The organism is Kibdelosporangium persicum, from assembly GCF_013280595.1.
GTDB lineage: Bacteria > Actinomycetota > Actinomycetes > Mycobacteriales > Pseudonocardiaceae > Kibdelosporangium > Kibdelosporangium persicum.
This window is the reverse complement of sequence record NZ_JAAATY010000030.1, coordinates 67,585-91,376: the sequence shown is the minus strand read 5'-3', so window position 1 is coordinate 91,376 and position 23,792 is coordinate 67,585. Positions and strand designations below refer to the sequence as shown.

The 23,792-nt window shown below is 67.0% G+C and carries 25 protein-coding genes and 4 tRNA genes; 20 read left to right on the top strand and 9 right to left on the bottom strand.

The window, feature by feature from the left end; all coding sequences use genetic code 11:
* Positions 1-696: 696 nt before the first annotated feature.
* Together GC106_RS37120 and GC106_RS37115 are read right to left on the bottom strand one after the other, a co-directional pair.
* Positions 697-1,215, bottom strand: a complete 519-nt coding sequence (locus tag GC106_RS37120; RefSeq protein WP_173140272.1) for a helix-turn-helix transcriptional regulator — start codon at positions 1,213-1,215, stop codon at positions 697-699.
* A gap of 773 nt (positions 1,216-1,988) precedes the next feature.
* Positions 1,989-2,069 (bottom strand) — tRNA-Tyr (locus GC106_RS37115).
* A gap of 114 nt (positions 2,070-2,183) precedes the next feature.
* On the opposite strand from GC106_RS37115, the gene GC106_RS37110 reads away from it, so the two are divergent.
* Together GC106_RS37110 and rfbA are read left to right on the top strand one after the other, a co-directional pair.
* On the top strand, positions 2,184-2,675 hold the full coding sequence (locus tag GC106_RS37110; protein WP_173140270.1) for a YajQ family cyclic di-GMP-binding protein: 492 nt from the start codon (positions 2,184-2,186) through the stop codon (positions 2,673-2,675).
* A complete protein-coding gene (gene rfbA, locus GC106_RS37105) occupies positions 2,675-3,559 on the top strand; it encodes a glucose-1-phosphate thymidylyltransferase RfbA (RefSeq protein ID WP_173140268.1) in 885 nt (294 codons plus the stop codon). Before GC106_RS37110 ends, rfbA begins: the two co-directional genes overlap by 1 nt.
* Here the strand turns inward: rfbA and GC106_RS37100 are convergent.
* From GC106_RS37100 to GC106_RS37085, 4 genes are read right to left on the bottom strand one after another with little or no spacing between them, the layout of a single operon-like run.
* Positions 3,545-4,489, bottom strand: coding sequence for a maleylpyruvate isomerase family mycothiol-dependent enzyme (locus tag GC106_RS37100; protein ID WP_173140266.1), 945 nt, complete (start codon positions 4,487-4,489; stop codon positions 3,545-3,547). The two genes, rfbA and GC106_RS37100, sit on opposite strands and share 15 nt — an antisense overlap.
* On the bottom strand, positions 4,486-4,944 hold the full coding sequence (locus GC106_RS37095; protein WP_217281427.1) for an RNA polymerase sigma factor: 459 nt from the start codon (positions 4,942-4,944) through the stop codon (positions 4,486-4,488). Before GC106_RS37095 ends, GC106_RS37100 begins: the two co-directional genes overlap by 4 nt.
* Before the next feature lie 46 nt (positions 4,945-4,990).
* Positions 4,991-5,854 (bottom strand): zinc metalloprotease HtpX, encoded by an 864-nt coding sequence (htpX, locus tag GC106_RS37090; RefSeq protein WP_173140262.1) that lies wholly within the window; start codon positions 5,852-5,854, stop codon positions 4,991-4,993.
* Between the two features lie 59 nt (positions 5,855-5,913).
* Entirely contained in the window at positions 5,914-6,678 is a 765-nt protein-coding gene (locus GC106_RS37085; RefSeq protein ID WP_173140260.1) for a siderophore-interacting protein, read from the bottom strand.
* A 443-nt stretch (positions 6,679-7,121) separates the two neighbouring features.
* On the opposite strand from GC106_RS37085, the gene GC106_RS37080 reads away from it, so the two are divergent.
* The 6 genes from GC106_RS37080 to GC106_RS37055 all read left to right on the top strand — a co-directional run bounded on the left by GC106_RS37080 (position 7,122) and on the right by GC106_RS37055 (position 11,259).
* A complete protein-coding gene (locus tag GC106_RS37080) occupies positions 7,122-9,779 on the top strand; it encodes a putative bifunctional diguanylate cyclase/phosphodiesterase (RefSeq protein ID WP_446684955.1) in 2,658 nt (885 codons plus the stop codon).
* A 63-nt stretch (positions 9,780-9,842) separates the two neighbouring features.
* Positions 9,843-9,915, top strand: a tRNA-Thr gene (locus GC106_RS37075).
* 52 nt (positions 9,916-9,967) lie between these two features.
* Positions 9,968-10,040 (top strand) — tRNA-Met (locus tag GC106_RS37070).
* 172 nt (positions 10,041-10,212) lie between these two features.
* On the top strand, positions 10,213-10,377 hold the full coding sequence (rpmG, locus tag GC106_RS37065; RefSeq protein WP_033384328.1) for a 50S ribosomal protein L33: 165 nt from the start codon (positions 10,213-10,215) through the stop codon (positions 10,375-10,377).
* Positions 10,378-10,390: 13 nt separating this feature from the next.
* A complete protein-coding gene (locus GC106_RS37060) occupies positions 10,391-10,858 on the top strand; it encodes an FAS1-like dehydratase domain-containing protein (RefSeq protein ID WP_173140256.1) in 468 nt (155 codons plus the stop codon).
* On the top strand, positions 10,855-11,259 hold the full coding sequence (locus GC106_RS37055; protein WP_173140254.1) for a MaoC family dehydratase: 405 nt from the start codon (positions 10,855-10,857) through the stop codon (positions 11,257-11,259). Before GC106_RS37060 ends, GC106_RS37055 begins: the two co-directional genes overlap by 4 nt.
* 55 nt (positions 11,260-11,314) lie before the next feature.
* Here the strand turns inward: GC106_RS37055 and GC106_RS37050 are convergent, their stop codons facing one another.
* The gene (locus GC106_RS37050; RefSeq protein ID WP_173140252.1) at positions 11,315-12,514 is read right to left on the bottom strand and encodes a pyridoxal phosphate-dependent aminotransferase; all 1,200 of its coding nucleotides are present in this window, start codon (positions 12,512-12,514) and stop codon (positions 11,315-11,317) included.
* A 179-nt stretch (positions 12,515-12,693) separates the two neighbouring features.
* Between GC106_RS37050 and GC106_RS37045 the strand changes: the two genes are divergently transcribed.
* From GC106_RS37045 to GC106_RS37020, 6 genes are all read left to right on the top strand, one after another.
* Positions 12,694-12,766, top strand: a tRNA-Trp gene (locus GC106_RS37045).
* A gap of 36 nt (positions 12,767-12,802) precedes the next feature.
* On the top strand, positions 12,803-13,219 hold the full coding sequence (gene secE / locus GC106_RS37040) for a preprotein translocase subunit SecE (RefSeq protein WP_173140250.1): 417 nt from the start codon (positions 12,803-12,805) through the stop codon (positions 13,217-13,219).
* A gap of 43 nt (positions 13,220-13,262) precedes the next feature.
* Complete coding sequence (nusG, locus tag GC106_RS37035) at positions 13,263-14,042, top strand: transcription termination/antitermination protein NusG (protein ID WP_173140248.1); 780 nt, start codon at positions 13,263-13,265, stop codon at positions 14,040-14,042.
* Between the two features lie 86 nt (positions 14,043-14,128).
* A complete protein-coding gene (gene rplK, locus GC106_RS37030) occupies positions 14,129-14,560 on the top strand; it encodes a 50S ribosomal protein L11 (protein ID WP_037265260.1) in 432 nt (143 codons plus the stop codon).
* A 173-nt stretch (positions 14,561-14,733) separates the two neighbouring features.
* Complete coding sequence (gene rplA / locus GC106_RS37025; protein ID WP_173140246.1) at positions 14,734-15,456, top strand: 50S ribosomal protein L1; 723 nt, start codon at positions 14,734-14,736, stop codon at positions 15,454-15,456.
* Between the two features lie 110 nt (positions 15,457-15,566).
* The gene (locus GC106_RS37020; protein WP_217281425.1) at positions 15,567-16,115 is read left to right on the top strand and encodes a TetR/AcrR family transcriptional regulator; all 549 of its coding nucleotides are present in this window, start codon (positions 15,567-15,569) and stop codon (positions 16,113-16,115) included.
* 25 nt (positions 16,116-16,140) lie between these two features.
* On the opposite strand, the gene GC106_RS37015 is transcribed toward GC106_RS37020, so the two are convergent.
* Entirely contained in the window at positions 16,141-16,845 is a 705-nt protein-coding gene (locus tag GC106_RS37015; RefSeq protein WP_173140242.1) for a hypothetical protein, read from the bottom strand.
* Positions 16,846-17,087: 242 nt separating this feature from the next.
* On the opposite strand from GC106_RS37015, the gene rplJ reads away from it, so the two are divergent.
* Positions 17,088-17,624, top strand: coding sequence for a 50S ribosomal protein L10 (rplJ, locus tag GC106_RS37010; RefSeq protein WP_173140240.1), 537 nt, complete (start codon positions 17,088-17,090; stop codon positions 17,622-17,624).
* Between the two features lie 43 nt (positions 17,625-17,667).
* Entirely contained in the window at positions 17,668-18,060 is a 393-nt protein-coding gene (rplL, locus tag GC106_RS37005; protein ID WP_173140238.1) for a 50S ribosomal protein L7/L12, read from the top strand.
* Between the two features lie 468 nt (positions 18,061-18,528).
* Here rplL and GC106_RS37000 read toward each other — a convergent pair whose 3' ends face one another.
* Entirely contained in the window at positions 18,529-19,383 is an 855-nt protein-coding gene (locus GC106_RS37000; protein ID WP_173140236.1) for a trypsin-like serine peptidase, read from the bottom strand.
* A gap of 223 nt (positions 19,384-19,606) precedes the next feature.
* On the opposite strand from GC106_RS37000, the gene GC106_RS36995 reads away from it, so the two are divergent.
* Genes GC106_RS36995 through GC106_RS36980 form a run of 4 tightly spaced genes read left to right on the top strand, consistent with a single transcriptional unit; the run spans position 19,607 to position 23,696 of the window.
* Entirely contained in the window at positions 19,607-20,764 is a 1,158-nt protein-coding gene (locus GC106_RS36995) for an ABC transporter ATP-binding protein (protein WP_173140234.1), read from the top strand.
* 59 nt (positions 20,765-20,823) lie between these two features.
* The gene (locus tag GC106_RS36990) at positions 20,824-21,555 is read left to right on the top strand and encodes an MlaE family ABC transporter permease (protein ID WP_173140322.1); all 732 of its coding nucleotides are present in this window, start codon (positions 20,824-20,826) and stop codon (positions 21,553-21,555) included.
* A gap of 3 nt (positions 21,556-21,558) precedes the next feature.
* On the top strand, positions 21,559-22,383 hold the full coding sequence (locus GC106_RS36985; RefSeq protein WP_173140232.1) for an MlaE family ABC transporter permease: 825 nt from the start codon (positions 21,559-21,561) through the stop codon (positions 22,381-22,383).
* Entirely contained in the window at positions 22,380-23,696 is a 1,317-nt protein-coding gene (locus tag GC106_RS36980) for an MCE family protein (protein WP_173140230.1), read from the top strand. Before GC106_RS36985 ends, GC106_RS36980 begins: the two co-directional genes overlap by 4 nt.
* Positions 23,697-23,792: the final 96 nt, after the last annotated feature.

Sequence of the window (23,792 nt, the reverse complement as noted above, 5' to 3'; positions counted from 1 at the left end):
CGAGCACACGGTGACCCTGAACGAGCACACGGCGCGCTTCGACTCGATCGACAGCCAGCTTCAGCACCTGATCAAGTTGGTGGGCCGGATACTCGACCGCCTACCCGAAAAACCCCACGAATTCTGAACCCAAGCGCAAGCCCCCTGGTCCACCAGGGGGCTCTGCCTATCAGGTCATGCCATACCAGGCGTACGCGAGCGCAGGCGACGTCACGGAGGCGGCAGCCATCCACAACACCGCCAGAGACAAAGTGGCACCAACCCGCTTGAGCATGGAGATGATGATCACACACAGTCGATCTTGTGCGACTCGCGGGGTCCCGATTCTCAACCCCGACGCCCTTGACCCTTAGCTTCGCGGCGAAGCCGCGCCGCTGGTCCCAGCGAAAGTGCCCAGCGCTGGAAGGTGCGGAGCAAGCACCGTGGGGAGTGTGGGGGCTCGGCCCCCCAAAATGATGGAAGGGCGACCCTGCGAAGTTGCGAAGCAACGAGCAGAGTCGCCCTGAGCCCGTGGCGGGTGACGGATTTGAACCGCCGTAGCTTGCGCGGCTGATTTGCAGAATGCTCGCCGCTCAAGATCCATGTACCTTCTGACCTGGAATTACACGTGGTACTCATAGTGCGGAGTGTGTCCACGGGCCCACGGATGGCCCACGCCACGCTTCGTTGTAGGCCTTCCGGGGAGTCGTCAGGCGTTTACGCGATCAGTAGTTCTGACAGCGCGGCCATGTGAGCTACCCGGTCCCGGTGTTGTCTAGCCTGGAGCACCAGATTCGCCACCACTAGCGCCGGGTCGGCATCAGATACGTCCATCCCGAGATGCTGTCGGAGCCATGGCGCGACTTCGCTCCACCGGTAGAAGACGGTGCCGTCACGTACGGGGTTGACGGGCGGTGGAAAGCCCCCGTTCCCTCTTGCGCCTGTGGCATACCGCCGCACCGACTCGCGACTTTGTCCGATGCGGTCCGCAATATCGGCCAAGGTCACCAGGTCCTGGTCTAGAACACGAACAGCCACCAGCCCAACCGACTCAACCGAGCGGACCGCTGAAACAATCGCGTCTGCCATAGTAGGTGCCTCCCGATCGAATTCTGCGATCGGGAGACTGTCCTCCATGCCGAACGACGCGTCATCGCAGCCTGCTGCGAAAAGCTCGTCCAGCTCGTTGTCGGTAGGCCGACGATTGAGCACTAAGGTGAACACATGTGCGGCCACGGCCTACCTCCTCTCTGTGCTTCAGGCCATCGAGACTTAAAAGTACCTAGCCATGGGTGTGCTGCGCGGCAAACCGGTCGATCTGCTTGGCATGCGTGCCTGGGTCGCGAGGCGTTGACCAAATACCCCGACTTGCTCGACATGGCTCGCACATCACCTCACCCCACCGGTGACCGCGGCCGATCTCTCGGACGACAAGCCCGATCTTTTCAGCTCGGCGAAGCGCATCGGCAATCTCTTTCTTCGGGTGCCGACCCGAACTGGCCATTTCCGCTCCAAAGATGTGTGAATCTTGCAGCGGCCACCGGATGTGACCTTTGCGCACCTGACATGGCGGTCCTCCTCGTGCGTGCCTACCCCGGTGCAATACTACACCGGCCTGGTGCACAAGTGCACCAGGCCGACGGATAGGGGTCCATGGATGTCCCATCAAGATCGTTGAGGGCTCTACAGAGTCTGCTTGCAGCCCGGCCAACCCCTCCTGTACCCGTCGTCGGGCCTCTTGTTCGCCACCGTCAGACACTTTGCGTACACCCGCAGCGACACGGCCGCATGACGCAGGTCGTACGGCGCTTAACAAGGGGAGGCAACCACATCAGGCGCGAACGCCCGGCTCGCGGCCGGGGTCGAGCCGCTGGTCCGAGCCGAACGCGGCCAGCGCTGGAAGGTGCGGAGCAAGCACCGTGGGGGGTGTGGGGGGCTCGGCCCCCCAAAATGATGGAAGGGCGACCCTGCGAAGTTGCGAAGCAACGAGCAGAGTCGCCCTGAGCCCGTGGCGGGTGACGGATTTGAACCGCCGTAGCTTGCGCGGCTGATTTACAGTCAGCTCCCTTTGGCCACTCGGGCAACCCGCCGGGGTGACCAAACTGTACCCAACCCCCTAAGCCGGGTGCCAACGGGTATCCCGTTGCGCGTTCAGCGGTAGCATCGCCTGGGCTTTTGGTGGATCGACTCGGAGGTGCGGTGACGTGGCGGACCCGTCGTTCGACGTGGTGAGCAAGGTCGACCGGCAGGAGGTGACCAACGCGATCAACCAGGCCGGCAAGGAGCTGTCGACCCGGTTCGACTTCCGTGGCACCGGTGCCGAGATCGACTGGACCGGCGAGGAGTCGCTCTCCATCCAGGCCGAGACCGAGGAGCGGTGTCTGGCCGCCATCGAGGTCTTCAAGGAGAAGCTGATCAAGCGGGGGATCTCGCTCAAGGCGTTCGAGGCCGACGAGCCCAAGCCGTCCGGCAAGGTCTACAAGGCGTCCGGCAAGATCCTCCAGGGCATCGCGGCCGACAAGGCCAAGGAGATCGCGAAGGCCATCCGTGACGAGGGCCCGAAGGGTGTGCAGGCGCAGATCCAGGGCGACCAGCTGCGGGTGTCCGGCAAGAAGAAGGACCACCTGCAGGATGTGATCGCGTTGTTGAAGAACAAGGACTTCGGGATCGCCCTCCAGTTCACCAACTACCGCTGATGCGCGGCATCGTGCTCGCCGGGGGCAGCGGGACCCGGTTGCACCCGATCACCCAGGCCATCTCCAAGCAGTTGCTGCCGGTGTACGACAAGCCGATGATCTACTACCCGATCTCGGTGCTGATGCTGTCCGGGATCAGGGAGATCCTGGTCATCTCCACGCCCGCTGATCTGCCGAACTTCGCGCGTCTGCTGGGGGACGGTTCCCAGTTCGGATTGAGCTTCTCGTACGCCGAGCAGGCCGAGCCCAACGGTCTGGCGGAGGCGTTCATCATCGGTGACGAGTTCGTCGGTGACGATGACGTCGCGTTGGTGTTGGGCGACAACATCTTCTACGGCCAGGGTTTCTCCGGGATGTTGAAGCGGGAGGCGTCGTCACTGGACGGCGCCACGCTTTTCGGTTACCCGGTCAAGGACCCGCAGCGGTACGGCGTCGGCGAGGTGGACGCGTCCGGCAGGCTGTTGTCCATCGAGGAGAAGCCGGCCGAGCCGAAGTCGAACCGGGCGATCACCGGTCTTTACTTCTACGACAACCAGGTCGTCGAGATCGCCAAGGGCCTGACGCCGTCGGCCCGCGGTGAGCTGGAGATCACCGACGTGAACCTGGCGTACCTGCGGCAGGACCGGGCCAAGCTGGTCGACCTCGGCCGCGGGTTCGCCTGGCTGGACACGGGCACGCACGACTCGCTGCTGGAGGCGGGCCAGTTCGTGCAGGTCCTGGAGCACCGCCAGGGTGTGCGGATCGCGTGCCTCGAGGAGATCGCGCTGGTGATGGGGTACATCACACCGGACGAGTGCTTCGCGCTGGGGGCGCGGCTGGCGAAGTCGGGGTACGGCGACTATGTGATGTCCGTCGCGAAGTCGGCCCTGTCAGCGCGGCGCTAGCGCCGGTCCGGCGTCGAGCAGGTCGTAGCCCAGTTCGACGTCTCCCCTGATCATCACATCGACCGAGCGTGGTTCCCGTCTGTCCGCCATGAGCAGGCAGAACTGGATCACGTCCATGGTCATCTCGACGGTGACGCCGAGGTCCGGCCCGCCGAGCGGGAGCGTCCACGTGCCACCGCCAGGTCCGGTGAGCACCAGCCGGACGACGTTGCCCGGACGTGCCACCCGGCGGTAGGCGGCGGCGTGGGGCAGCAGTCGTGCGGCGAAGTCCGCGATGGCGTGCATGTGCTCCGGTGGTGGCGGCGGTAGTGCTTTCCGCGTCACCAAAGCGATGTCGCGCGCGTGAATCCACGTCTCGTACGCCCGGGACAGCATCAGGTCCTGTGGCAGGGATCGGACGGCCAGTGCCTGGCAGATCGCGTCGGCTTGGCGCCGCCACTCCTGCCAGACCCGCTCTTGGTCACGCGGCATGGCCAGCAACTGCTCCGTGCGCGTGTCCGGGTCGTCGCCGGGTCGTACCGGCGGGTGGACGTGCAGACCTAATTGGTCGGCGACGAGGTTGTCGGTGGCGGTCAGGTGGACGACCAGTTCCAGCACGGTCCACGGGTCGTGTGCCACGACTCCGGTCCACTCGTGCGCGTCAAGTTCCTTCAACAGTGCGTCAAGTGCGGCGACGGACGCCGCGTAAGCCTTGGCGTACGGAGGGATTGCGCAGGGACCGACTACGGCCGCGACTCTGTCCCGCACCCGCTCGGGCGGCGGACTCCCTGTTCCGGCAAGGTATTGAGTGCCTTCGGTGAGCGTACGGACCTCGGCACGGCACGTCTCGCATGTCCGCAGGTGCGCTTCGACGGCTTCGGATTCCGGCCGGTAGCACGCGTCCATCGTCCAGGCGGCGAGCAGCGACGAGACCGCCGCGTGGTCACTCACCGCCCGGCCGCCAGTTCCCGCAAACCGGCGCGGAGCCGGGATTTCGCTGTCCCGGCGGGGATTCCGAGCTCGATCGCGATCTGCTGGTACGTCCGGCCCTGGTAGTAGGCCAGTTCCAGTGCCTGTCTGGTCAGGTCCGGTAAGGACGCCAACGCCACGGGCCGTTCCACCTCGACTCGCTGACTGGGAATGTTGTTGTGCCGCAACCACTGCACCGCGAGCCGGTGGGCCAGCACAGCCAGCCAGCACCGCAGGCTCGCCTGAGCGGGATCGTAGGCGAGCGGACGATTCCACAGGCTCACGAACGCGTCAACCGTGATGTCCTCCGCCACCGAGGAATCACCCGTCACGCTCAAGGCGACGGCGTAGACCGTCGCGCTGTGCAGGTCGTACACCTCAGTCAGCGCGTCCTGGTCGCCGTAGACCAATCGCTGCCGGAGGTCACCGTCCACCATGACTCGGACCATCCCAGTGGAAGCGGTCCGTTCACACCGCCAGACGTCACAGCCCGCGACGGGCCATGTCCTCCAGTCGCCGGATTCGCTCGGCGATCGGCGGATGCGTGTCGAACAACCGTGCCAGTTGTTCACCCGGCCGGAACGGGTTGGCGATCATCAGGTGTGACTGCGACGCGATCGCCGGTTCGGGCGCCAGCGGAGCCTGCTGGGTGCCGATCTCCAGCTTGCGCAACGCCGAGGCCAGCGCGAGCGGATCGCCGGTCAGCTCGGCACCGGACTCGTCCGCCTGGTACTCGCGGGAACGGCTGATGGCCATCCGCACCACGCCGGCCGCGACCGGGCCGAGGATCGCGATGACGAGCATCGCCAGCGGGTTCGGCCGGTCGTCGTCCTCGCCGCCGAACAAACCGAACAGCATCGCGAAGTTGGCGAGGAAGCTGATGACGCTGGCCAGCGCGCCTGCCACGCACGAGATCAGGATGTCGCGGTTGTAGACGTGCGACAGTTCGTGGCCGAGGACGGCCCGCAGCTCACGCTCGTTGAGGATCTCCAAGATGCCTGTGGTGCAACACACGGCGGCGTTGCGGGGGTTACGCCCCGTCGCGAACGCGTTGGGTGCCTGCGTCGGGCTGATGTACAGCCGCGGCATCGGCTGCCGGGCGGCGTTCGCGAGCTCGCTGACGATCCGGTACATCGCGGGCTGTTCCCACTGCGACACGGGACGCGCCCGCATGGCGCGCAGCGCGATCTTGTCGGAGTTGAAGTACGCGTACGCGTTCACACCGAGCGCGATCAGCAGCCCGATGATCAGCGCGGTGCGCCCGAACAGCGAGCTGACCAGCAGGATGAGAGCACTCATGCCGCCAAGCAGGAATGCGGTCTTCACCCCGTTGTAGTGCCGGTGCACGGTGCCCTCCTTCCCGAGTTCCTTTCGGAACAACGCTCTTGTGGGAAGGGAAGTTCCTGTTAGGACCCGGTGTGGCCGAGCCGCCAGTACGTGGCCGGGCGCACGCTCGCCCGGTCGATGCCCTTCTCGGCCAGGACCTCACGCACGGCCTGCATGACCTGGCGTTCGCCCGCGGCCCAGACCGCGGGTGTGCCGTCCGGGAACTCCGCGGCTGTGAGCGCCTTCACCAACGGTTCGCTGCTGCCTGCGGGAACGCCGTCGCGGTGCACCCACGTGACGTCGACGTCCTGCTCCTCGGCGGCGTTCTCGATCTCGACGAACGCCCTGATTCGTGCCCCGGGCAACGCCTCCATGATCGAGCTGATGGCCGGCAACGCGGTCTCGTCGCCGATGAGCAGGTGCCAGTCGGCGTCAGGGTCGGGCTGGTACGCGGGCGACGGGCCGACGAAGATCACCTCGTCACCGGGCTGGGCGTTCGACGCCCACTTCGACGCGGGCCCGTGATCACCGTGCAGCACGAAGTCGAAGTCGATCTCGTTCGCCACCGGGTCGTGCCTGCGGATGGTGTACGTGCGCATGTACGGACGGACCCGCGACATCGCCACCCGCGCCGACTCCAGGGTGAGCGGCTCGGGCAGTTCGGCGCCGGGTTCGTACAGGTAGAGCATCACGTTCTCGTCCGTGCCCGCACCGGCGAAGTCGTCGATCTGCGGGCCGCCGACGGTGATCCTGGCCATCCGCGGGGTGATCCGGCGCGTGCGGATCACCGGCACCCGCCACAGTTTGGTGGGCTGCCTGCGTGCCCGGCGACGTTCGGTACTCATCGCCGCTCAATGTAAGGCGCCGCTCGCCGGTCAGCCTGGGCGGTCCAGTTCGGCCGTACCCGATCGGGTACGAGTGTCGCGGGCACGGTTGTCAACCCCGTGGTCGCCAGGAGGGCGGCGGCGAACTAGCCCAGACGGGCGTACTTCGCTGTGTCCGCGATAACAGGTTGGTCACAACGTCCGTGGTGGCCGGATAAAGTCTTGGTCGCGGCGCCGTTCTGCCGGCGGAATCATCGCTACCAGCCGATTTCGGCGTGGAAACTTCGCTGACCGTCCAAGGGGTTGGAAAGTGATCAACGTCATGCCCGAGTCTGATCCCGAATGCTCCTGGTCTTCACCGGTTCGCGAGGTCAGCGGGAACTCTGTGCCGTCGGAATGGGTGGCTATTTCGCCTGATCGGGGTACAGTAGCCCGACTGCGCAAGCTGTGGTGACGCTGTGGTGATGCCGCGACGCACCCGAGATGCCCGTACCCCCGTGGGACGAGGAGGCGGCATGGCGGAGCGACCGGATGCCGTGGAGCCGGTAGATGAGACCCCGCTTGTCCGTCGTTTCCGTTTCTACTCAGTCAGCGTCGTCATCATCGGCGTGCTCGCCGCGCTACTGGTCTCGTGGTGGCTGCCGCCGACGGACTACAACAGCGGCCACATCTGGACCGGCCTGCTGCTGATCGTCGGCTTCCTGGTCGCCGAACAGCTCGCCGTCAACGTCGACGTCCGCAGCGGCGTGAGCTGGTCGATCTCGTTCACCGAGATCCCGCTCGCGATCGGCCTGTTCGTCGCGCCCTTCGAACTCGTGCTGCTCGCGCACGTCATCGCCGGTGTGAGCACCTTGCTCATCCGTGGCGTGCATGACCGCGTGCTCTACAACGCCGGTGTGCTGGTGATCGAGATCAGCACCGCCTTCGCCGTGCTGAACGCGTTCCAGGTCGGCCTCGACGGCGCCGGCCCGAGCTGGGCGGGCGCGTTCGTCGGCGCCTTCGCCGCACCGGTCTCAAGCACCCTGCTCGGCCTGGTCACGGTGCACGTCCTCGGCAGGCGGATGCGGCTTTCCGCGGGCGTCCTGCTGGTCGGCCGGACCCTGGTGCTCGGCATGGTCAACTCCGCGGTCGGCGTCGTCGGCTACGTGGTGGCCGTTCAGGAAGAGGGCGGCTGGCCGTTGATCCTGCTCGCACTTTCCGGCTTCGGCGCCCTGTACGTCGCCTACTCGGGCCTGCTCCGCGACCAGCGTGACCTTGAGGCGTTGTCCCAGGTCAGCCTTATCGTGGCGCGGTCGGGCCAGCAGGCCGCCGCGAAACCGGCGACCGGGCTCGACGACATCTCCGCGAACGTGGCCGACGACGAGTGGCACGCGATCGCCGAACGGATCAAGGACCAGCTGTCCGCGACCCGGGTCGTGCTGCACATCAGGTTCGATCCGCAAGCGCCGATGCGAACCGTGACCGCGGGTACGGATCTGCCGCAGGAACTCCAAGCCGAAGAGGTCATGGGCGCCAAGGGCGACCCGTTGCTGCGCCTGCCTGGATCACACGTACGGCACTTCCGTCGGATCGACGCGATGCCTGAGATCCGTCAGTCCTTGCTGCGCAGGGACGCGACGGAAGCGCTTGTGGTGCCGTTGCGCAGCGCGAGCCACCTGCTCGGTGTCGTCGAAGCGCACGACAGGCAGAGCCGTTGGCGCGGTTTCGGTACGGCCGACATGCGCCTGATCGGCACCATGGCCAGCCATTTGGCGACGGCGTTGGACAACCGCAGGCTGCTGTCGCGGCTGCGGCACGACGCGTACCACGATCCGCTGACGGGCCTGCTCAACCGGCCAGGCTTCCGGCAGGCCGCCACCGAGGCGCTGCGGTCCGACCCGCAGGCCATGGTCGTGCGGATCGACCTCGACGTGCTGTCCACGGTCAGCGACGCACTCGGCTACGCCTGGGGTGACCGGATGGTCTCCGCGGCCGCCCGCCGGATCAGGGACACCCTCGGCCCGGAGAGCATGATCGCCCGGCTTGAGGGCATGGCTTTCGCGGCGCTGCTGCACAGCCGTCCGATCGACGAGATGCACTCCCTCGCCGAACGCCTGCGGGACATGCTGATCGCGCCGTACATCGTGGAACGCCTCACGCTCGACGCCGGAGCGGTCGTCGGTTTCGTCTCCGCGGCGATGGAGGACGACAGCACGGTCGTCGACGTGGACACGTTGCTACAGCACGCGGATGTGGCCGTACGTGCCGCCAAGGCGGGCGGCGAGCCGGTCCGGGCGTACATGCCGAGCATGGGGCAGATCTTCCTGCGCCGGTTCCAGCTGGTCACCCAGTTCCGGCACGCCGTGGAGACCGGCCAGGTCAAGGTGCACTACCAGCCCAAGGTCGCGCTGCCGAGCCGCAACGTGCTGGGCGTGGAAGCGTTGGTGCGCTGGACGCATCCGGAGTACGGCAACCTCGACCCGGACGAGTTCGTGCCGGCCATCGAGGCCGCCGGCCTGGTCGGCGCGCTCACCGGGTTCGTGATGGAGCAGGCGCTGACCAAGGTCCGCAGGTGGCTCGACAAGGGCCTGCGGATCTCCGCCGCGGTCAACATCTCCGTGCGCAGCCTGGCCGAACAGGACTTCCCCGAGCAGGTCTCGGACCTGCTGACCCGCTACGGCGTGCCCGCCGAGCTGCTGACGCTGGAGCTGACCGAGTCCGGCGTGATGGCCGACCCGCAGAAGGCCCTGCCGGTGCTGCGCAGGCTGCACGCGCTCGGCGTGATCCTGGCGGTGGACGACTTCGGCACCGGCTACAGCTCGCTGGCGTACCTGCGTCAGCTGCCCGTGGACGAGGTGAAGATCGACAAGAGCTTCGTCTTCGGCATGGGCACGGACCTGTCGGACCTCGCCGTGGTGCGCTCGATCGTCGAGCTCGGCCACTCGCTGGGCCTGTCCGTGGTGGCCGAGGGCGTCGAGGAGGACGTGGCACGCGACCAGCTGTCCGCGATGGGCTGCGACGTCATCCAGGGCTACCTGATCTCCCGGCCGCTGTCGGAGAGCAGGCTGGAAGCCTGGTTGCAGGCCCGCACGACGAAGACCCCGGGCCGGTTGGACGAGACCGTGCTCACGTTGCTGGCGTGAAACCGACCCCCGGTTTTTAATCCCTGGAGCGGGTGTGTAAAGTTCTCCTCGCTCCTAGAGCACGCCCCAATAGCTCAGTCGGTAGAGCGTCTCCATGGTAAGGAGAAGGTCTACGGTTCGATTCCGTATTGGGGCTCGGTGGGCCCAGCCGTGATGTCATCGATGTGGCATCGCGGCTAGATCCATGTGGCGGTGTAGCTCAGGTGGTAGAGCAAACGGCTCATAATCGTTGTGTCGCCGGTTCAAGTCCGGCCACCGCTACGCGATTGGGAGAGGTGTGCTCGCGAAAGCGCGAGCCTTCATCGCTCCGCATTACACTGGGGGTGCGACCCCCAGACCCCGCCCAGGGGGCAAGCCCCCTGGACCCCCGAAGGTTCGCCTGGAGGACCTGAGGGGTGTCGGGAAACCCCGCTTTAGCTAGGAAGGTACTGCTGTGGCTGCCACTGACGTGCGACCGAAGATCACGCTCGCGTGCGAGGTGTGCAAGCACCGCAACTACATCACCAAGAAGAACCGGCGCAACGACCCGGACCGCATCGAGCTGAAGAAGTTCTGCCCGAACTGCGGCACGCACCGCGCGCACAAGGAAACTCGCTGAGCGCCAGTTCCTCATGGCTCTCGATCCCTCCTTCATCGGACGCACGTACCCCGCATCACCCGTCTACCAGGTGAGCCGGGCGAAGATCCGGGAGTTCGCGGAGGCGATCGGCGACGACAACCCGCTGTACTCCGACCCGGCTGCCGCACAGGCCGCCGGGTATCCGGATGTTGTCACCCCGCCGACGTTCCTCACCATCATCAACCTGGCCGCGATCAACATCGTGATCACCGATCCGGACCTGGGGCTGGACTACAGCCGGATGGTGCACGGCGACCAGAGCTTCACGTACCACCGGCAGGTGCACGCGGGCGACGAACTGCGTGCCATCGTGCACATCGACGACATCATGTACCGGGCCGGCAACGACTTCATCAACCTGCGCGCGGACCTGTGCGACGCGGACGACCAGGTCGTCGTGGTCACCCGTGCCCAGCTTGTGGTGCGTGAGGCAGCGAAGCCCGAAGAGGTGCCCGCATGACCGCCGTCGGCGACGAACTGCCGTCGCTCACCGTGCACGTCACCCGCAAGGACCTGGTCCGCTACGCGGGCGCGGCGCTGGACTTCAACCCGATCCACTGGAACGAGCCGTTCGCCAAGGAAGTCGGCCTGCCGAACGTGATCGCCCACGGCATGCTCACCATGGCGCTCGCCGGGCGTGTGCTCACCGACTGGACCGGCGACCCGGGCAACATCCTCGAGTACTACGTGCGGTTCACCCGGCCCGTCGTCGTTCCCAACGACGACAAGGGCGCGACCGTCGAGCTCTCCGGCAAAGTCCGTGAGATCAACGAGGACGGCACGGCCAAGGTCGACATCACCGCCAAGTTCGAGGGCAAAACCGTCCTCGGCAAAGCCCAGGCAGTCCTGCGCCTCCCCTAACCCCCCTCGTGAGTGTTTATCGGCGTTAGAACACCGATAAACACTCACGAGGTGTTTACCTGGCTTCGCGCAGGAGGTCGCCCATCCTCGTCAGGCCGGTGGCCAGGTCGTCGTCGCCCAGCGCGTACGACAGCCGGAAGTAGCCGGGGGTTCCGAACGCCTCACCGGGCACCACCGCGACCTCGGCCTGCTCCAGCACCAACGCGGCCAGCTCGACGCTGGTCTGCGGGCGCACACCGCGGATCTCCTTGCCCAGCAGGCCCTTCACCGACGGGTACACGTAGAACGCGCCCTTCGGCGTCGGCACCTCCACGCCCGGGATGGCCGAGAGCATGTCCACGATCGTGCGGCGACGGCGGTCGAACGCCACGTGCATCCCCCGCACGGCGTCCAGCGGCCCCGAAACGGCCGCCAGGGCGGCCCGCTGGGACACGTTCGCCACGTTCGAGGACAGGTGCGACTGGAGGTTCGCCGCGGCCTTCGTGACGTCCTTGGGGGCGATCATCCAGCCGACCCGCCAGCCGGTCATCGCGTACGTCTTGGCGACGCCGTTGACGATCACGCACGTGTCGGCCAGTTCGGGCACCACGACCGGCATGGATTCGGCCGTGGCGCCGTCGTAGACCAGGTGCTCGTAGATCTCGTCGGCGATCACCCAGATGCCGTGCTCGACCGCCCAGCGGCCGATCGCCTCGACCTGCTCACGCGGGTAGACCGCGCCGGTCGGGTTGGACGGCGAGACGAACATCAGCGCCTTGGTGCGCGGCGTGCGGGCCGCTTCCAGCTGCTCGACCGTGACCAGGTAGTCCTGGGTCTCGTCGGTCACCACAGGCACCGGCACGCCGCCGGCCAGCGTGATCGACTCGGGGTAGGTGGTCCAGTACGGCGCGGGCAGGATGACCTCGTCGCCGGGGTCGAGCAGGGTCGCGCAGGTCTGGTAGACCGCGTGCTTGCCGCCGTTGGTCACGATGACCTGGCCGGCCTCGACGTCGTAGCCGCTGTCGCGCTTGGTCTTCGCCGCGATCGCCTCCCGCAGCTCGGGCAGGCCCGCCGCGGGCGTGTAGCGGTGGTTACGGGGATCGGCCGCGGCCTCGACGGCCGCCCGCACGATCGGGTCCGGGGTGGGGAAGTCCGGCTCGCCCGCGCCGAAGCCGATCACCGGGCGGCCCGCCGCCTTGAGCGCCTTCGCCTTGGCGTCGACCGCCAGGGTCGCCGACTCGCTGATGCCACCGATCCTTGCCGAGACACGTGCCATGGCAGCATCGTCGCAGATCGGGCCGTGCGCACGGCGGCTGGGGTGACCGCGATTTCAGGCCCGGGACGGGCTTGCCGTACACTTTCGAACTCGGAACGAAAGTCACTTTGCCCCACGCGGTCAGACCTGACAGAGTGGGGACAGTGGATCTCGTCCACCGGTGGTCCTCGGGTCACCACAGGGGCGTAGCTCAATTGGCAGAGCAGCGGTCTCCAAAACCGCAGGTTGCAGGTTCAAGTCCTGTCGCCCCTGCAACGAAGGTCAAGGCTGGCGAGCGGAGGAACTGGCGTGAGCGAGGAGCCGGGCAAGGATCGGGAAGAGGACCAGAAGCCTCAGTCCCGTCCGGTCACCGCCGCTGCGCGGCGCGAGCGCCGTGCGTCGGCGCGCCCCGCAGCGCGCAAGGACGCCGCACCGGCCGCCAAGGCCAAGCCGAAGGGCAAGCCGGCGGCCGAGACCGAGGCCGAGGGCAAGAAGGGCCGCGCCACCCCGTCACGGGACGGCAAGGAGAAGCGCCCCGGCCTGTTCGCGCGCCTCGTCCGGTTCCTCAAAGAGGTGGTCGCCGAGCTGCGCAAGGTCATCTGGCCGACCCGTAAGCAGATGATCACCTACACCGCGGTGGTGCTGGTCTTCCTCGCCGTGATGGTCGCCATCATCGCCGGGCTTGACCTGGGCATCGGCAAGGGCGTGCAGGCAATCTTCGGGTAAGCAAGCCGCACGCGAGATGTAGAGATTAGGAAGCGAGATCACTGTGACCTCCGAGAACGGCGCCGCTGGCGGCCAGGGGCTGCCCAGTCCGGCCGACGACGAGGTCGTCGCCACTCAGGACGAGGAGTTCCTCGACCAGGCGGAGACCGACGAGGACGTCGTCGACGACGCCGAGGAGCCCGCCGCGCCTGCGGAAGCGGAAGAGGCCGTCGCCGAGGAGGAGGACCCGGTCGCCGAGCTGCGTGAGGCACTGCGCCGCGCGCCGGGCGAGTGGTACGTGATCCACTCCTACGCGGGCTACGAGAACAAGGTCAAGACCAACCTCGAGACCCGTATCCAGACCCTCGACATGGAGGACTACATCTTCCAGGTCGAGGTGCCGACCGAAGAGGTCACCGAGATCAAGAACGGCCAGCGCAAGCAGGTGCAGCGCAAGGTGCTGCCCGGCTACATCCTGGTCCGGATGGACCTCAACGACCCCTCCTGGAGCGCGGTCCGCAACACCCCGGGGGTCACCGGCTTCGTCGGTGCGACCTCCAAGCCGTCCCCGCTGACCATCGACGAGGTGGCGAAGTTCCTGCTGCCGCAGGTCGAGCAGAGCAAGCCGGCCGCGGGCAAGGCGCCTGCCGCCGCCGCCAAGCCGACCGTCGAGGTCGACTTCGAGGTCGGCGAGTCGGTTACAGTGATGGACGGCCCGTTCGCCACGCTCCCCGCGACTATCAACGAGGTCAACGCGGACGCGCAGAAGCTCAAGGTCCTGGTGTCGATCTTCGGCCGCGAGACTCCGGTCGAGCTGTCGTTCAGCCAGGTCTCCAAGATCTGACCGGCCTCTCGGCTTGAAGGTCGGCGGCCGCGCGGCGGCACGGCAGGTTCGTCGCGCGGACCCACGCAGGAAACAGGAATACGAGAATGCCACCCAAGAAGAAGAAGCTTGCGGCGATCATCAAGCTGCAGATCACGGCCGGCCAGGCCAACCCGGCTCCGCCGGTCGGTCCGGCGCTCGGCCAGCACGGCGTCAACATCATGGAGTTCTGCAAGGCCTACAACGCCGCGACCGAGTCGCAGCGTGGCACCGTGGTGCCGGTCGAGATCTCCGTGTACGAGGACCGGTCGTTCGACTTCAAGCTCAAGACCCCGCCGGCCGCGAAGCTGCTGCTGAAGGCCGCCGGTGTGGAGAAGGGCAGCGGCGAGCCGCACCGCACCAAGGTCGCCAAGGTGACCTGGGACCAGGTGAAGGAGATCGCCCAGCAGAAGCAGGCCGACCTCAACGCCAACGACATCGACCAGGCGGCCAAGATCATCGCGGGCACCGCCCGCTCGATGGGCATCACGGTCGAATAAGTCTGATGGTGTGGTCGGTGGGTAACGACATCGACCAGGCGGCACAGTGTCGATCAATACCCATCGCGGGCACCGCCCGCTCGATGGGCATCACGGTCGAATAGAACTTTACGCAAGACACGTGGGAGGGCCTCGCGCGGCCCGCTACCACAACTGTTAGTGAGGAACGACAGATGGCAAAGCGCAGCAAGGCCTATCGTCAGGCCAGCGAGCTGGTGGACAAGGAGCGGCTGTACTCGCCGCTCGAGGCCGCCAAGCTCGCCAAGGAGACCTCCAAGGTGAAGATGGACGCGACCGTCGAGGTCGCGATCCGGCTGGGTGTCGACCCCCGCAAGGCCGACCAGATGGTCCGCGGCACCGTGAACCTGCCGCACGGAACCGGTAAGACCGCCCGGGTCATCGTGTTCGCCACCGGTGACAAGGCCGCCGAGGCCGAAGCCGCCGGAGCCGACGCGGTCGGCGCCGAGGACCTGATCGAGCGCATCCAGGGTGGCTGGCTCGACTTCGACGCCGCGATCGCCACCCCGGACCAGATGGCCAAGGTCGGCCGGATCGCCCGGATCCTCGGCCCGCGTGGCCTGATGCCCAACCCGAAGACCGGCACGGTCACCCCCGCGGTGGCCAAGGCCGTGCAGGACATCAAGGGCGGCAAGATCAACTTCCGGGTGGACAAGCAGGCCAACCTGCACCTGGTGATCGGCAAGACCTCGTTCGACAACGACAAGCTCGTCGAGAACTACGCCGCCGCGCTGGACGAGATCCTGCGGGCCAAGCCGTCCTCGGCCAAGGGCAAGTACCTGAAGAAGGTCACCTTCACCACGACGATGGGCCCCGGTATCCCGGTGGACCCGGCTCGTACCCGTAACCTGCTCGCCGACGAGGCCGCCGCGGTCTGAGCGGCCCAAGGCACGAGAAAGGCGGACCCACTCACGGGTCCGCCTTTCTTTTCGGCCGTTGGTGTTACAACGCCGTATACACCGCTTGTGTACATGGAGGTGTGACACGGGTGAAGCTGGCGAGGGCGGACCGCCGGGAACAGATTCTTGGGTGCGCCACCAGGGTTCTCGCCGACCGTGGCTACGCGTCGACCGGGCTGGAGGAGATCGCCGAGGCGGCCGGGATCAGCCGGATGATCCTGTACCGGCACTTCGAGTCCAAAGCGGACCTGTACCGGGCGGCCTGCGAGCGCGCAGGCGAAAGGCTTGCCGCGGCGACGGGGGACGAACTCACCGAGTCCACTGTGGGCGCTCTGGTGATGTGGGCGGCCAAGGAGACCGCCGAGTTCCGCCTGCTGTTCCACCAGGCCGCCCGGGAAGCCGAGTTCCGCGCGGACATCGACGCCCTGCGGGCCGAACTGATCGAGACGCTCGAACACCGGATGCGCGACGTGATCCCGGACGCCCAATGGGCGACGTGGGCCGCGCACCTGGCGCTGACCGTGACCGTCGAGGCGACCATGACGTGGCTCGAGGTCGGCAGTCCCGATCCGGACCAGGCCGTCGAGCGGATCACCGAGGCCGTCAAGGCGGTCATCACCGCGTCGGTCCGGCACTGACTTTCCAGGCGTGTGCGGTGCTGAACTAGCGCGACGTGACGGTGGTCCTCGGGGCGGTCGTGGGCGTGGTCGTGGCGCACTCCTTGGTCTGGTGACCGGAGATGATCCATGCCGCGCCGAACGGCGTGAACGTGAACGTGCCCAGCGTGGTGGTGCCCGGCTTGACCGCCAGCGTGCAGGAGTCGACCTCGATGATCTGTTTGCCGGACGTGTCCACCCGGGGAACCCTGGTCAGGGCGGCGACCTCGGGCCTGAGCTTCGCCACGGCCGCCGCGCAGTCCGGGGCGTCGAAGTTGCGGGCGAACGCGGCCTCGGCTTCCTTGGTGAACAGGTAGCACGCGACCTGCGGCTGCCCCAGCGCGATGCTCCGGTACAGCGTGTCGACCACCTCGTTGGGCCTGCCCGGCTCACGCCCTGGGTCGTTCGGCGAACCGGGACCGGCGCCGCCCTGCACGGTGTTGTCGTCCGGCGGCGGGCCGAAGTAGTAGTCGTACGCCCAGATCAGGCCGATGACCACGAGCGCGAACACCACCAGCTTGCGGAGGGCCTTGCTGAACAGGATCTTCTTCCACAGCGGGGTCCCGCGGGCGGGCGCGGCGGGCGGCAGCTGCCCTTGTCCCTGCATCTCCTGGAACTTCATGAACTGCTGGAACTGTTGGAACTGCTCGAACTGACGCTGCTGCTCAGGGTCAATCGGAGCCGGGTGGTTGGGGCGCTCGTCTTCGGCCACGTCCCCATCATGCCGGGGGCGATTTGGAGAGGCAGCCGTGTGTCCCGTATCGTTGTGGCCGTTCTACCGAAGACCGCTGGTCTCTTCCCCCGTGAAGATGAAGATCCCGCAAGGGTGGCCCGCGCAGGAGGAACGAGCTGAGCGAAGAAGTGCCTTCTTTCTTCACGCCCGTGCCTGCGCGCCGGGCGTTTCGTCTTTTCCGGGCCTGGGACAAGCGGTCGTAGCCCAGAGAGGAGGCGAACATGGCGAAGCCGGACAAGGTGGCCGCAGTCGCCGAGATCGCGGACAAGTTCCGTACGAGCTCGGCCGCCGTCGTCACGCAGTACAGCGGCCTCTCCGTGTCGCAGCTCACCACGCTGCGCCGCGCTCTCGGCACCAACGCGTCTTACCGTGTCGCGAAGAACACCCTGGTCAAGCTGGCCGCCAAGGACGCCGGAGTGGAGGGCCTCGACGCCCTCTTCGAGGGTCCGACGGCGATCACGTTCGTCGACGGCGAGCCCGTCGACGCGGCCAAGGCTCTGCGTGACTTCGCGAAGGACAACAAGGGTCTGGTCATCAAGGGCGGCTACATGGAGGGCCGCCCGCTCTCGGTGGACGAGGTCACGCGGATCGCTGACCTGGAAAGCCGTGAGGTGCTGCTCGCCAAGCTGGCGGGCGCGATGAAGGGCAACCTCGCCAAGGCCGCCGGGCTGTTCAACGCCCCGGCCTCGCAGGTCGCCCGCCTGGCCGCCGCGCTGCAGGAGAAGAAGGCAGCCGCGGAAGCTCCCGCCGAGAGCTGAAGTTCACCCCCACCCGCTTAGCTGAAAGAAAGGAGCCGCCATCATGGCGAAGCTCAGCACCGACGAGCTGCTCGACGCGTTCAAGGAGATGACGCTGCTCGAGCTGTCCGAGTTCGTGAAGCAGTTCGAGGAGACCTTCGAGGTCACCGCGGCTGCCCCGGTCGCGCAGGTCGTCGCGGGCCCCGGTGGCGGCGGCGCCGCTCCGGCCGAGGCCGAGGAGCAGGACGAGTTCGACGTCGTCCTGGAGTCGGCGGGCGACAAGAAGATCCAGGTCATCAAGGTCGTCCGCGAGGTCGTCTCGGGCCTGGGCCTGAAGGAGGCCAAGGAGCTGGTCGAGAGCGCCCCGAAGCCGGTTCTGGAGAAGGTCGCCAAGGAGGCCGCCGAGGCCGCCAAGGAGAAGCTCGAGGCCGTCGGCGCCAAGATCACCCTGAAGTAACACCCGAGCAACATCGACGAACAGGCGAGCGCAGCGAGCCATGTGAGTCGGTGACGGGTGTCCGCGCGTGTCTGCCTTTGCGGCGTGTGAGTCGCTCCATCCGCGGCGAACAGCGAGAAGCAAGCCAGCTGGAAGCGAGTCGGATGGAGGACTCACGCCACCCGCTAAGGCGGACACGCGGTAATTCACCCAACCAGCCATGCTGGAACAGACAGCCAAAGAGCCCCGAGGCCGACCTCGGGGCTCTTCGCGTCTCCACCGTCCCAGCACCCCGTGTCCACCGTTGCGGCACCCCGTGTCCACCGTTGCGGCACGCCGTGTCCACCGTTGCGGCACCCCGTGTCCACCGTTGCGGCACTGTGAAATTCCCTAGTCGGGCTGGTTGGGGATTCGGGGTGCCGGAACGGGGTTTTCGGGGTGCCGGAGTGGTGGACACGGGTGCTGCAAAGGTGGACACGCGCGGTGGGGTTACCGCCAGCCGGTGACCTCGGTCAGGCGGGCGGCCGTTATCCGGGCGCCGCTGTTCTGGGAGCCGCCGTAGGCGTGGAACGCCAGTGAGCACCAGCCGGAGCAGCCGGGGGAACCGGCCGGGCGGTTTGTCGCGACCGCGCTGCCGCTGTTTCCGCCGATGGTGTCGTTCTGGTAGTAGAGCCGCAGGGTGTTGGATACGCGGATTTGGTCAGTGGACAGCCATTGCTGCTTGTTCTTGTCGCCGCCGTAGCCCTGGATCGTCGTGGGCGTGCCGTTCAGCGAGGCGGTCGTGGCGTACGCGCCGTACCAGCCGACGGTGTTGCCGATGGTGCAGTTCAGGTTCGCACCGCCGTAGTCGTGGTCGGCGGAGCCTGAGCTGATCCAGCCGGAGCTGGCTCGCAGCTGGGTCGCGGTGCACGAGCCGTAAGGCGCGGTCGTGCCGTCGTAACCGGGGTAGAAACGCAGTCCTGTGTAGAACGCGCCGCTGCCGTACACGCAGTGCCCGGCAGTCAGCACGAGTGACGGGCCGAACATCCAGCCGGTGCAGTGCTGCCGTTCCACTCCGCCCGACGTACGGGTGATCAGTACGGTCGCGCGGGCGGGGAAGGTGGTTGTCGGGCTGACCCTGACGCGGTTGTCCGGGCCGATGATGGACTGGATGCCGATCCCGCTGAAGCCCTCGATCTTGTGACCGGGCCGCACCGGGTCGGCTCCGACGAGTGCGGGGTCCTGGATGCCGCTGCCTTCGTAGGCCGGGACCCCGGTCAGTGTGCCGCTCGCGTTCGCGGGCGACGCCAGGACCAGACCGGCTGCCAGGACTCCGCTGAGTAACGCGGCCAGACGCTTACCCATGTCCATTCTCCGTCCGTTGCAGGGAAGAAGCAGGGAAAAGACAACTGACGGTATCCAGATGATCCCGTTACGCACAGCATCCGTTCGTAGTGAATGCTTACCGCTGCGCCGCCTGGTCTAGGGTGCAGGTCCGGGTGGCAGATCCGACAGTCCGCCGTACCAGGTAGTAACCCCGACCGGCCTCAGTCGTTGGGGTGAAGAGGAAGCGAGCTCGGGAGGGTCGATGGGCGCCGAAGTGGTCGTCGAGGGTCTCACCAAGTCCTTCGGTCGGCAGACCATCTGGCGGGACGTCACCCTGACACTGCCGCCTGGCGAGGTCAGCGTGATGCTCGGCCCGTCAGGGACCGGGAAGTCCGTCTTCCTCAAGTCCATGATCGGGCTGCTCAAGCCCGACCGCGGCAAGTGCGTGATCAACGGCGTCGACATCGTCTCGTGCTCCGAGCACAAGCTGTACGAGGTCCGCAAGCTCTTCGGCGTGCTGTTCCAGGACGGCGCGCTGTTCGGGTCGATGAACCTGTACGACAACGTGGCCTTCCCGCTGCGCGAGCACACCAAGAAGTCCGAGACCGAGATCAAGCGGATCGTGCTCGAGAAGATGGAGATGGTCGGCCTCACCGGCGCGGAGAAGAAACTCCCCGGTGAGATCTCCGGCGGTATGCGCAAACGAGCCGGTCTGGCCCGTGCGCTCGTGCTCGACCCGGAGATCATCCTGTGCGACGAGCCGGACTCCGGTCTCGACCCGGTCCGCACCGCGTACCTCAGCCAGCTGCTGATCGACCTGAACGCGCAGATCGACGCGACCATCCTGATCGTCACGCACAACATCAACCTCGCGCGCACCGTTCCGGACAACCTGGGCATGCTGTTCCGCCGTGAGCTGGTCATGTTCGGCCCGCGCGAGGTCCTGCTGACCTCCGACGAGCCCGTTGTCGAGCAGTTCCTCAACGGCCGCCGGATGGGCCCGATCGGCATGTCCGAGGAGAAGGACGTCGCCACGATGGCCGCCGAGCAGGCCATGGCCGACGCCGGTCACCACGACGGGTCCACTGAGGACGTTCGTGGTGTCGTGCCGCAGTTGCAGCCGACCCCGGGGCTGCCCGAGCGGATGGGCGTCCGGCGCCGCAAGGACCGGGTGATGAGCATCCTGCACACGCTTCCGCCTGCCGCGCAGGAAGGCATCATCGAAAGCCTGACGCCCGAGGAGCAGCGGCGTTACGGCGTGCGCCCGCACACGATGGCGACTGTCCCGGCCGGACGCAGACCGTCACCGGCGCCGCGGGGCAACCTGAACAGCGAACGCATCCAGGGTGACCTGAACGTCGCCGACATCCCGCCGACCCAGTGGCAGCCGCCCCAGCACGGTCCGGGTGGTGGCGCGTGACAGTTCGCTCCACCAGGTCGTCCTTCCCTGGTGCCGGCGCGCTTCGGGAAACAGGGCAGATGTTCGCCCTCGGGCTTGACGTCGTGCGCGGGTTCTTCCAGCGGCCGTTCCAGTTCCGCGAGTTCATCCAGCAGTCCTGGTTCATCGCGAGCGTGTCGATCCTGCCGACCGCGCTGGTCGCGATCCCGTTCGGCGCGGTCATCGCGTTGCAGCTGGGATCGTTGGTCACGCAGCTCGGCGCGCAGTCGTTCATGGGTGCCGCGAGCGTGCTGGCGATCATCCAGCAGGCCGCACCCCTGGTGACCGCGCTGCTCGTCGCCGGTGCCGGTGGCTCGGCGATGTGCGCGGACATCGGCGCACGGACCATCCGCGAGGAGATCGACGCGATGGAGGTGCTCGGTGTCTCCGCCGTGCAGCGCCTCGTCGTGCCGCGTGTGCTCGCGTCGATGCTCGTTGCCGTGCTGCTCAACGGTTTGGTCAGCGTTGTCGGTGTGCTTGGCGGCTACTTCTTCAACGTGGTCCTGCAGGGCGGCACGCCCGGTGCGTACCTCGCCGGTTTCTCCGCCCTGGCCCAGCTGCCGGACCTGTGGATCAGTGAGATCAAGGCGCTGATCTTCGGGTTCATCGCCGGTGTGGTCGCCTGCTACCGCGGCCTGCACCCCGCTCCCGGCCCCAAGGGCGTCGGTGACGCGGTGAACCAGTCGGTGGTCATCACGTTCCTGTTGCTGTTCTTCGTGAACTTCGTGCTGACCACTGTGTACCTGACGGTCGTGCCGGCGAAGGGGAGCTGAGACATGGCGGTCTCCGACCAGCTCCGCAAGCCACTGGACATGCTGGACAAAGCGGGCGACCAGATGTCGTTCTACGCCAGGGCACTGGCGTGGATTCCGCGCGCGGCAACCCGGTACATGCGCGAGACCATGCGGTTGCTGGCCGAGGTCAGCTTCGGCAGCGGCGCGCTCGCGGTCATCGGCGGCACCATCGGCGTGATGCTCGGGCTGACGTTGTTCGTCGGCACGGTCGTGGGCCTGCAGGGTTACGCGGCGCTGAACCAGATCGGCACGGCCGCGTTCGCCGGGTTCGTCTCGGCGTACTTCAACACGCGCGAGATCGCGCCCCTGGTCGCCGGGCTGGCGTTGTCCGCGACGGTCGGCTCCGGGTTCACCGCCCAGCTCGGCGCGATGCGGATCTCCGAGGAGATCGACGCGCTGGAAGTGATGGGCGTGCCGAGCCTGCCCTACCTGGTGACCACCCGGATCATGGCCGGGTTCATCGCGGTCATCCCGTTGTACATCATCGGTCTGCTGTCCTCGTACGTCGCGTCCCGGACGATCACGGTCTACTTCTACGGCCAGTCCGCGGGCACGTACGACCACTATTTCGACCTGTTCCTCCCGCCCCAGGACGTTTTCTGGTCGTTCGGCAAGGTGCTGATCTTCGCTGTGCTGATCATCCTGACCCACTGCTACTACGGCTACCGCGCCAGCGGCGGCCCGGCGGGCGTCGGCGTCGCCGTCGGCCGTGCCGTGCGGACGACGATCGTCGCGGTCACGCTGCTCGACTTCTTCCTGAGCCTGGCGATCTGGGGCACGACGACGACCGTGAGGATCGCCGGATGAGCACGATCCGCCGCAGGCTGCTGGGCCTGGTGTTCATCGCGATGCTGATCGGCTTCGTGGTGCTGAGTGTCGCGTTCTTCAACAAGTCGTTCAGCTCGTTCGTGCGTGTCACGCTGACCGCCGACAAGGTCGGCAACCAGCTCCAGCAGCGCTCGGACGTCAAGGTGCGCGGGCTGATCGTCGGCTCGGTCGAGAAGATCACGCCGACCAGGCACGGCGCCGAGCTGACGCTGGCGCTGGACCCGGACAAGGCGAACCTGGTGCCCAGCGACGTCACCGCGCGGTTCCTGCCGAAGACGTTGTTCGGTGAACGCTATGTGGCGCTGCAGATCCCGGCGAACCGCTCGGCACAGTCCATTTCGGACGGTGCGGTGATCGAGCAGGACACCTCGGCGCCCGCGATCGAGGTGGAGAAGGCGCTGAACGACCTTCTGCCGGTGTTGCAGGCGGTTCAGCCGCAGAAGCTGTCCAGCACGCTGACCGCGATCTCGACCGCGCTGGAGGGCAAGGGCAAATCGCTCGGCGAGACACTGTCCGACCTCGGCCAGTACGTCGGCGAACTGGCCCCGCACGTGCCCCAGCTGCAACACGACCTGCAGGCGCTGGTGAAGTTCTCCGACACCTACAGCGCGGCCGCGCCGGAGCTGGTGCAGGCGCTGACGGACCTGACGACGACGTCGAAGACCCTCGCCGAGCAGCGCACCAACCTGTCCAACCTGTACGCGAGTGTCACCACGGCGGGCACCGACCTGAGGACGTTCCTCGCGGTGAACAAGAACAACCTGATCCAGCTCGCGGACACCTCCCGGCCGACGCTGGAGCTGCTGGCCAAGTACGCGCCGGAGTACCCGTGCTTCCTGCGGCAGATGGCCGAGACGATCCCGGTGCTGGACAAGGCTTTCGGCAAGGGCACGGACGAACCCGGCCTGCACGCCACGATCGAGATCACGGTCAACCGCGGCGCCTACAAGCCAGGCAAGGACGAGCCGCGGTACGCCGACAAGCGCGGGCCGCGCTGCTACGACTTCAAGCAGTTCCCGGACCCGTTCCCGCAGCATCCACCGGAGGGCCCGCTGAAGGACGGTTCCACGCAGCCGCCCGCGGCCCGGTCCGCGCAGGACGGCGTGCTGCCGCCGAGCCTGATCGGCCAGACGTCCCCGTCCGGCTTCGGGCTCGCGAACACCCGTACCGAGCAGGAGTTCGTCGCCGCGATGATGGCCGACCGGATGGGCATGCGGCCTGATCAGGTGCCCGCGTGGACGACGATGCTCGCCGCGCCGGTGTTCCGGGGAGCGGAGGTGACCGCCCGATGAGGGGCAGAGGGTGTCTTTCATGGCTGCCCGTCCGCGATAGCCGGGCCGAGGCGGCCCCTGGCGGCACCGCCGAATCACCCGAATACGCCCGGTATG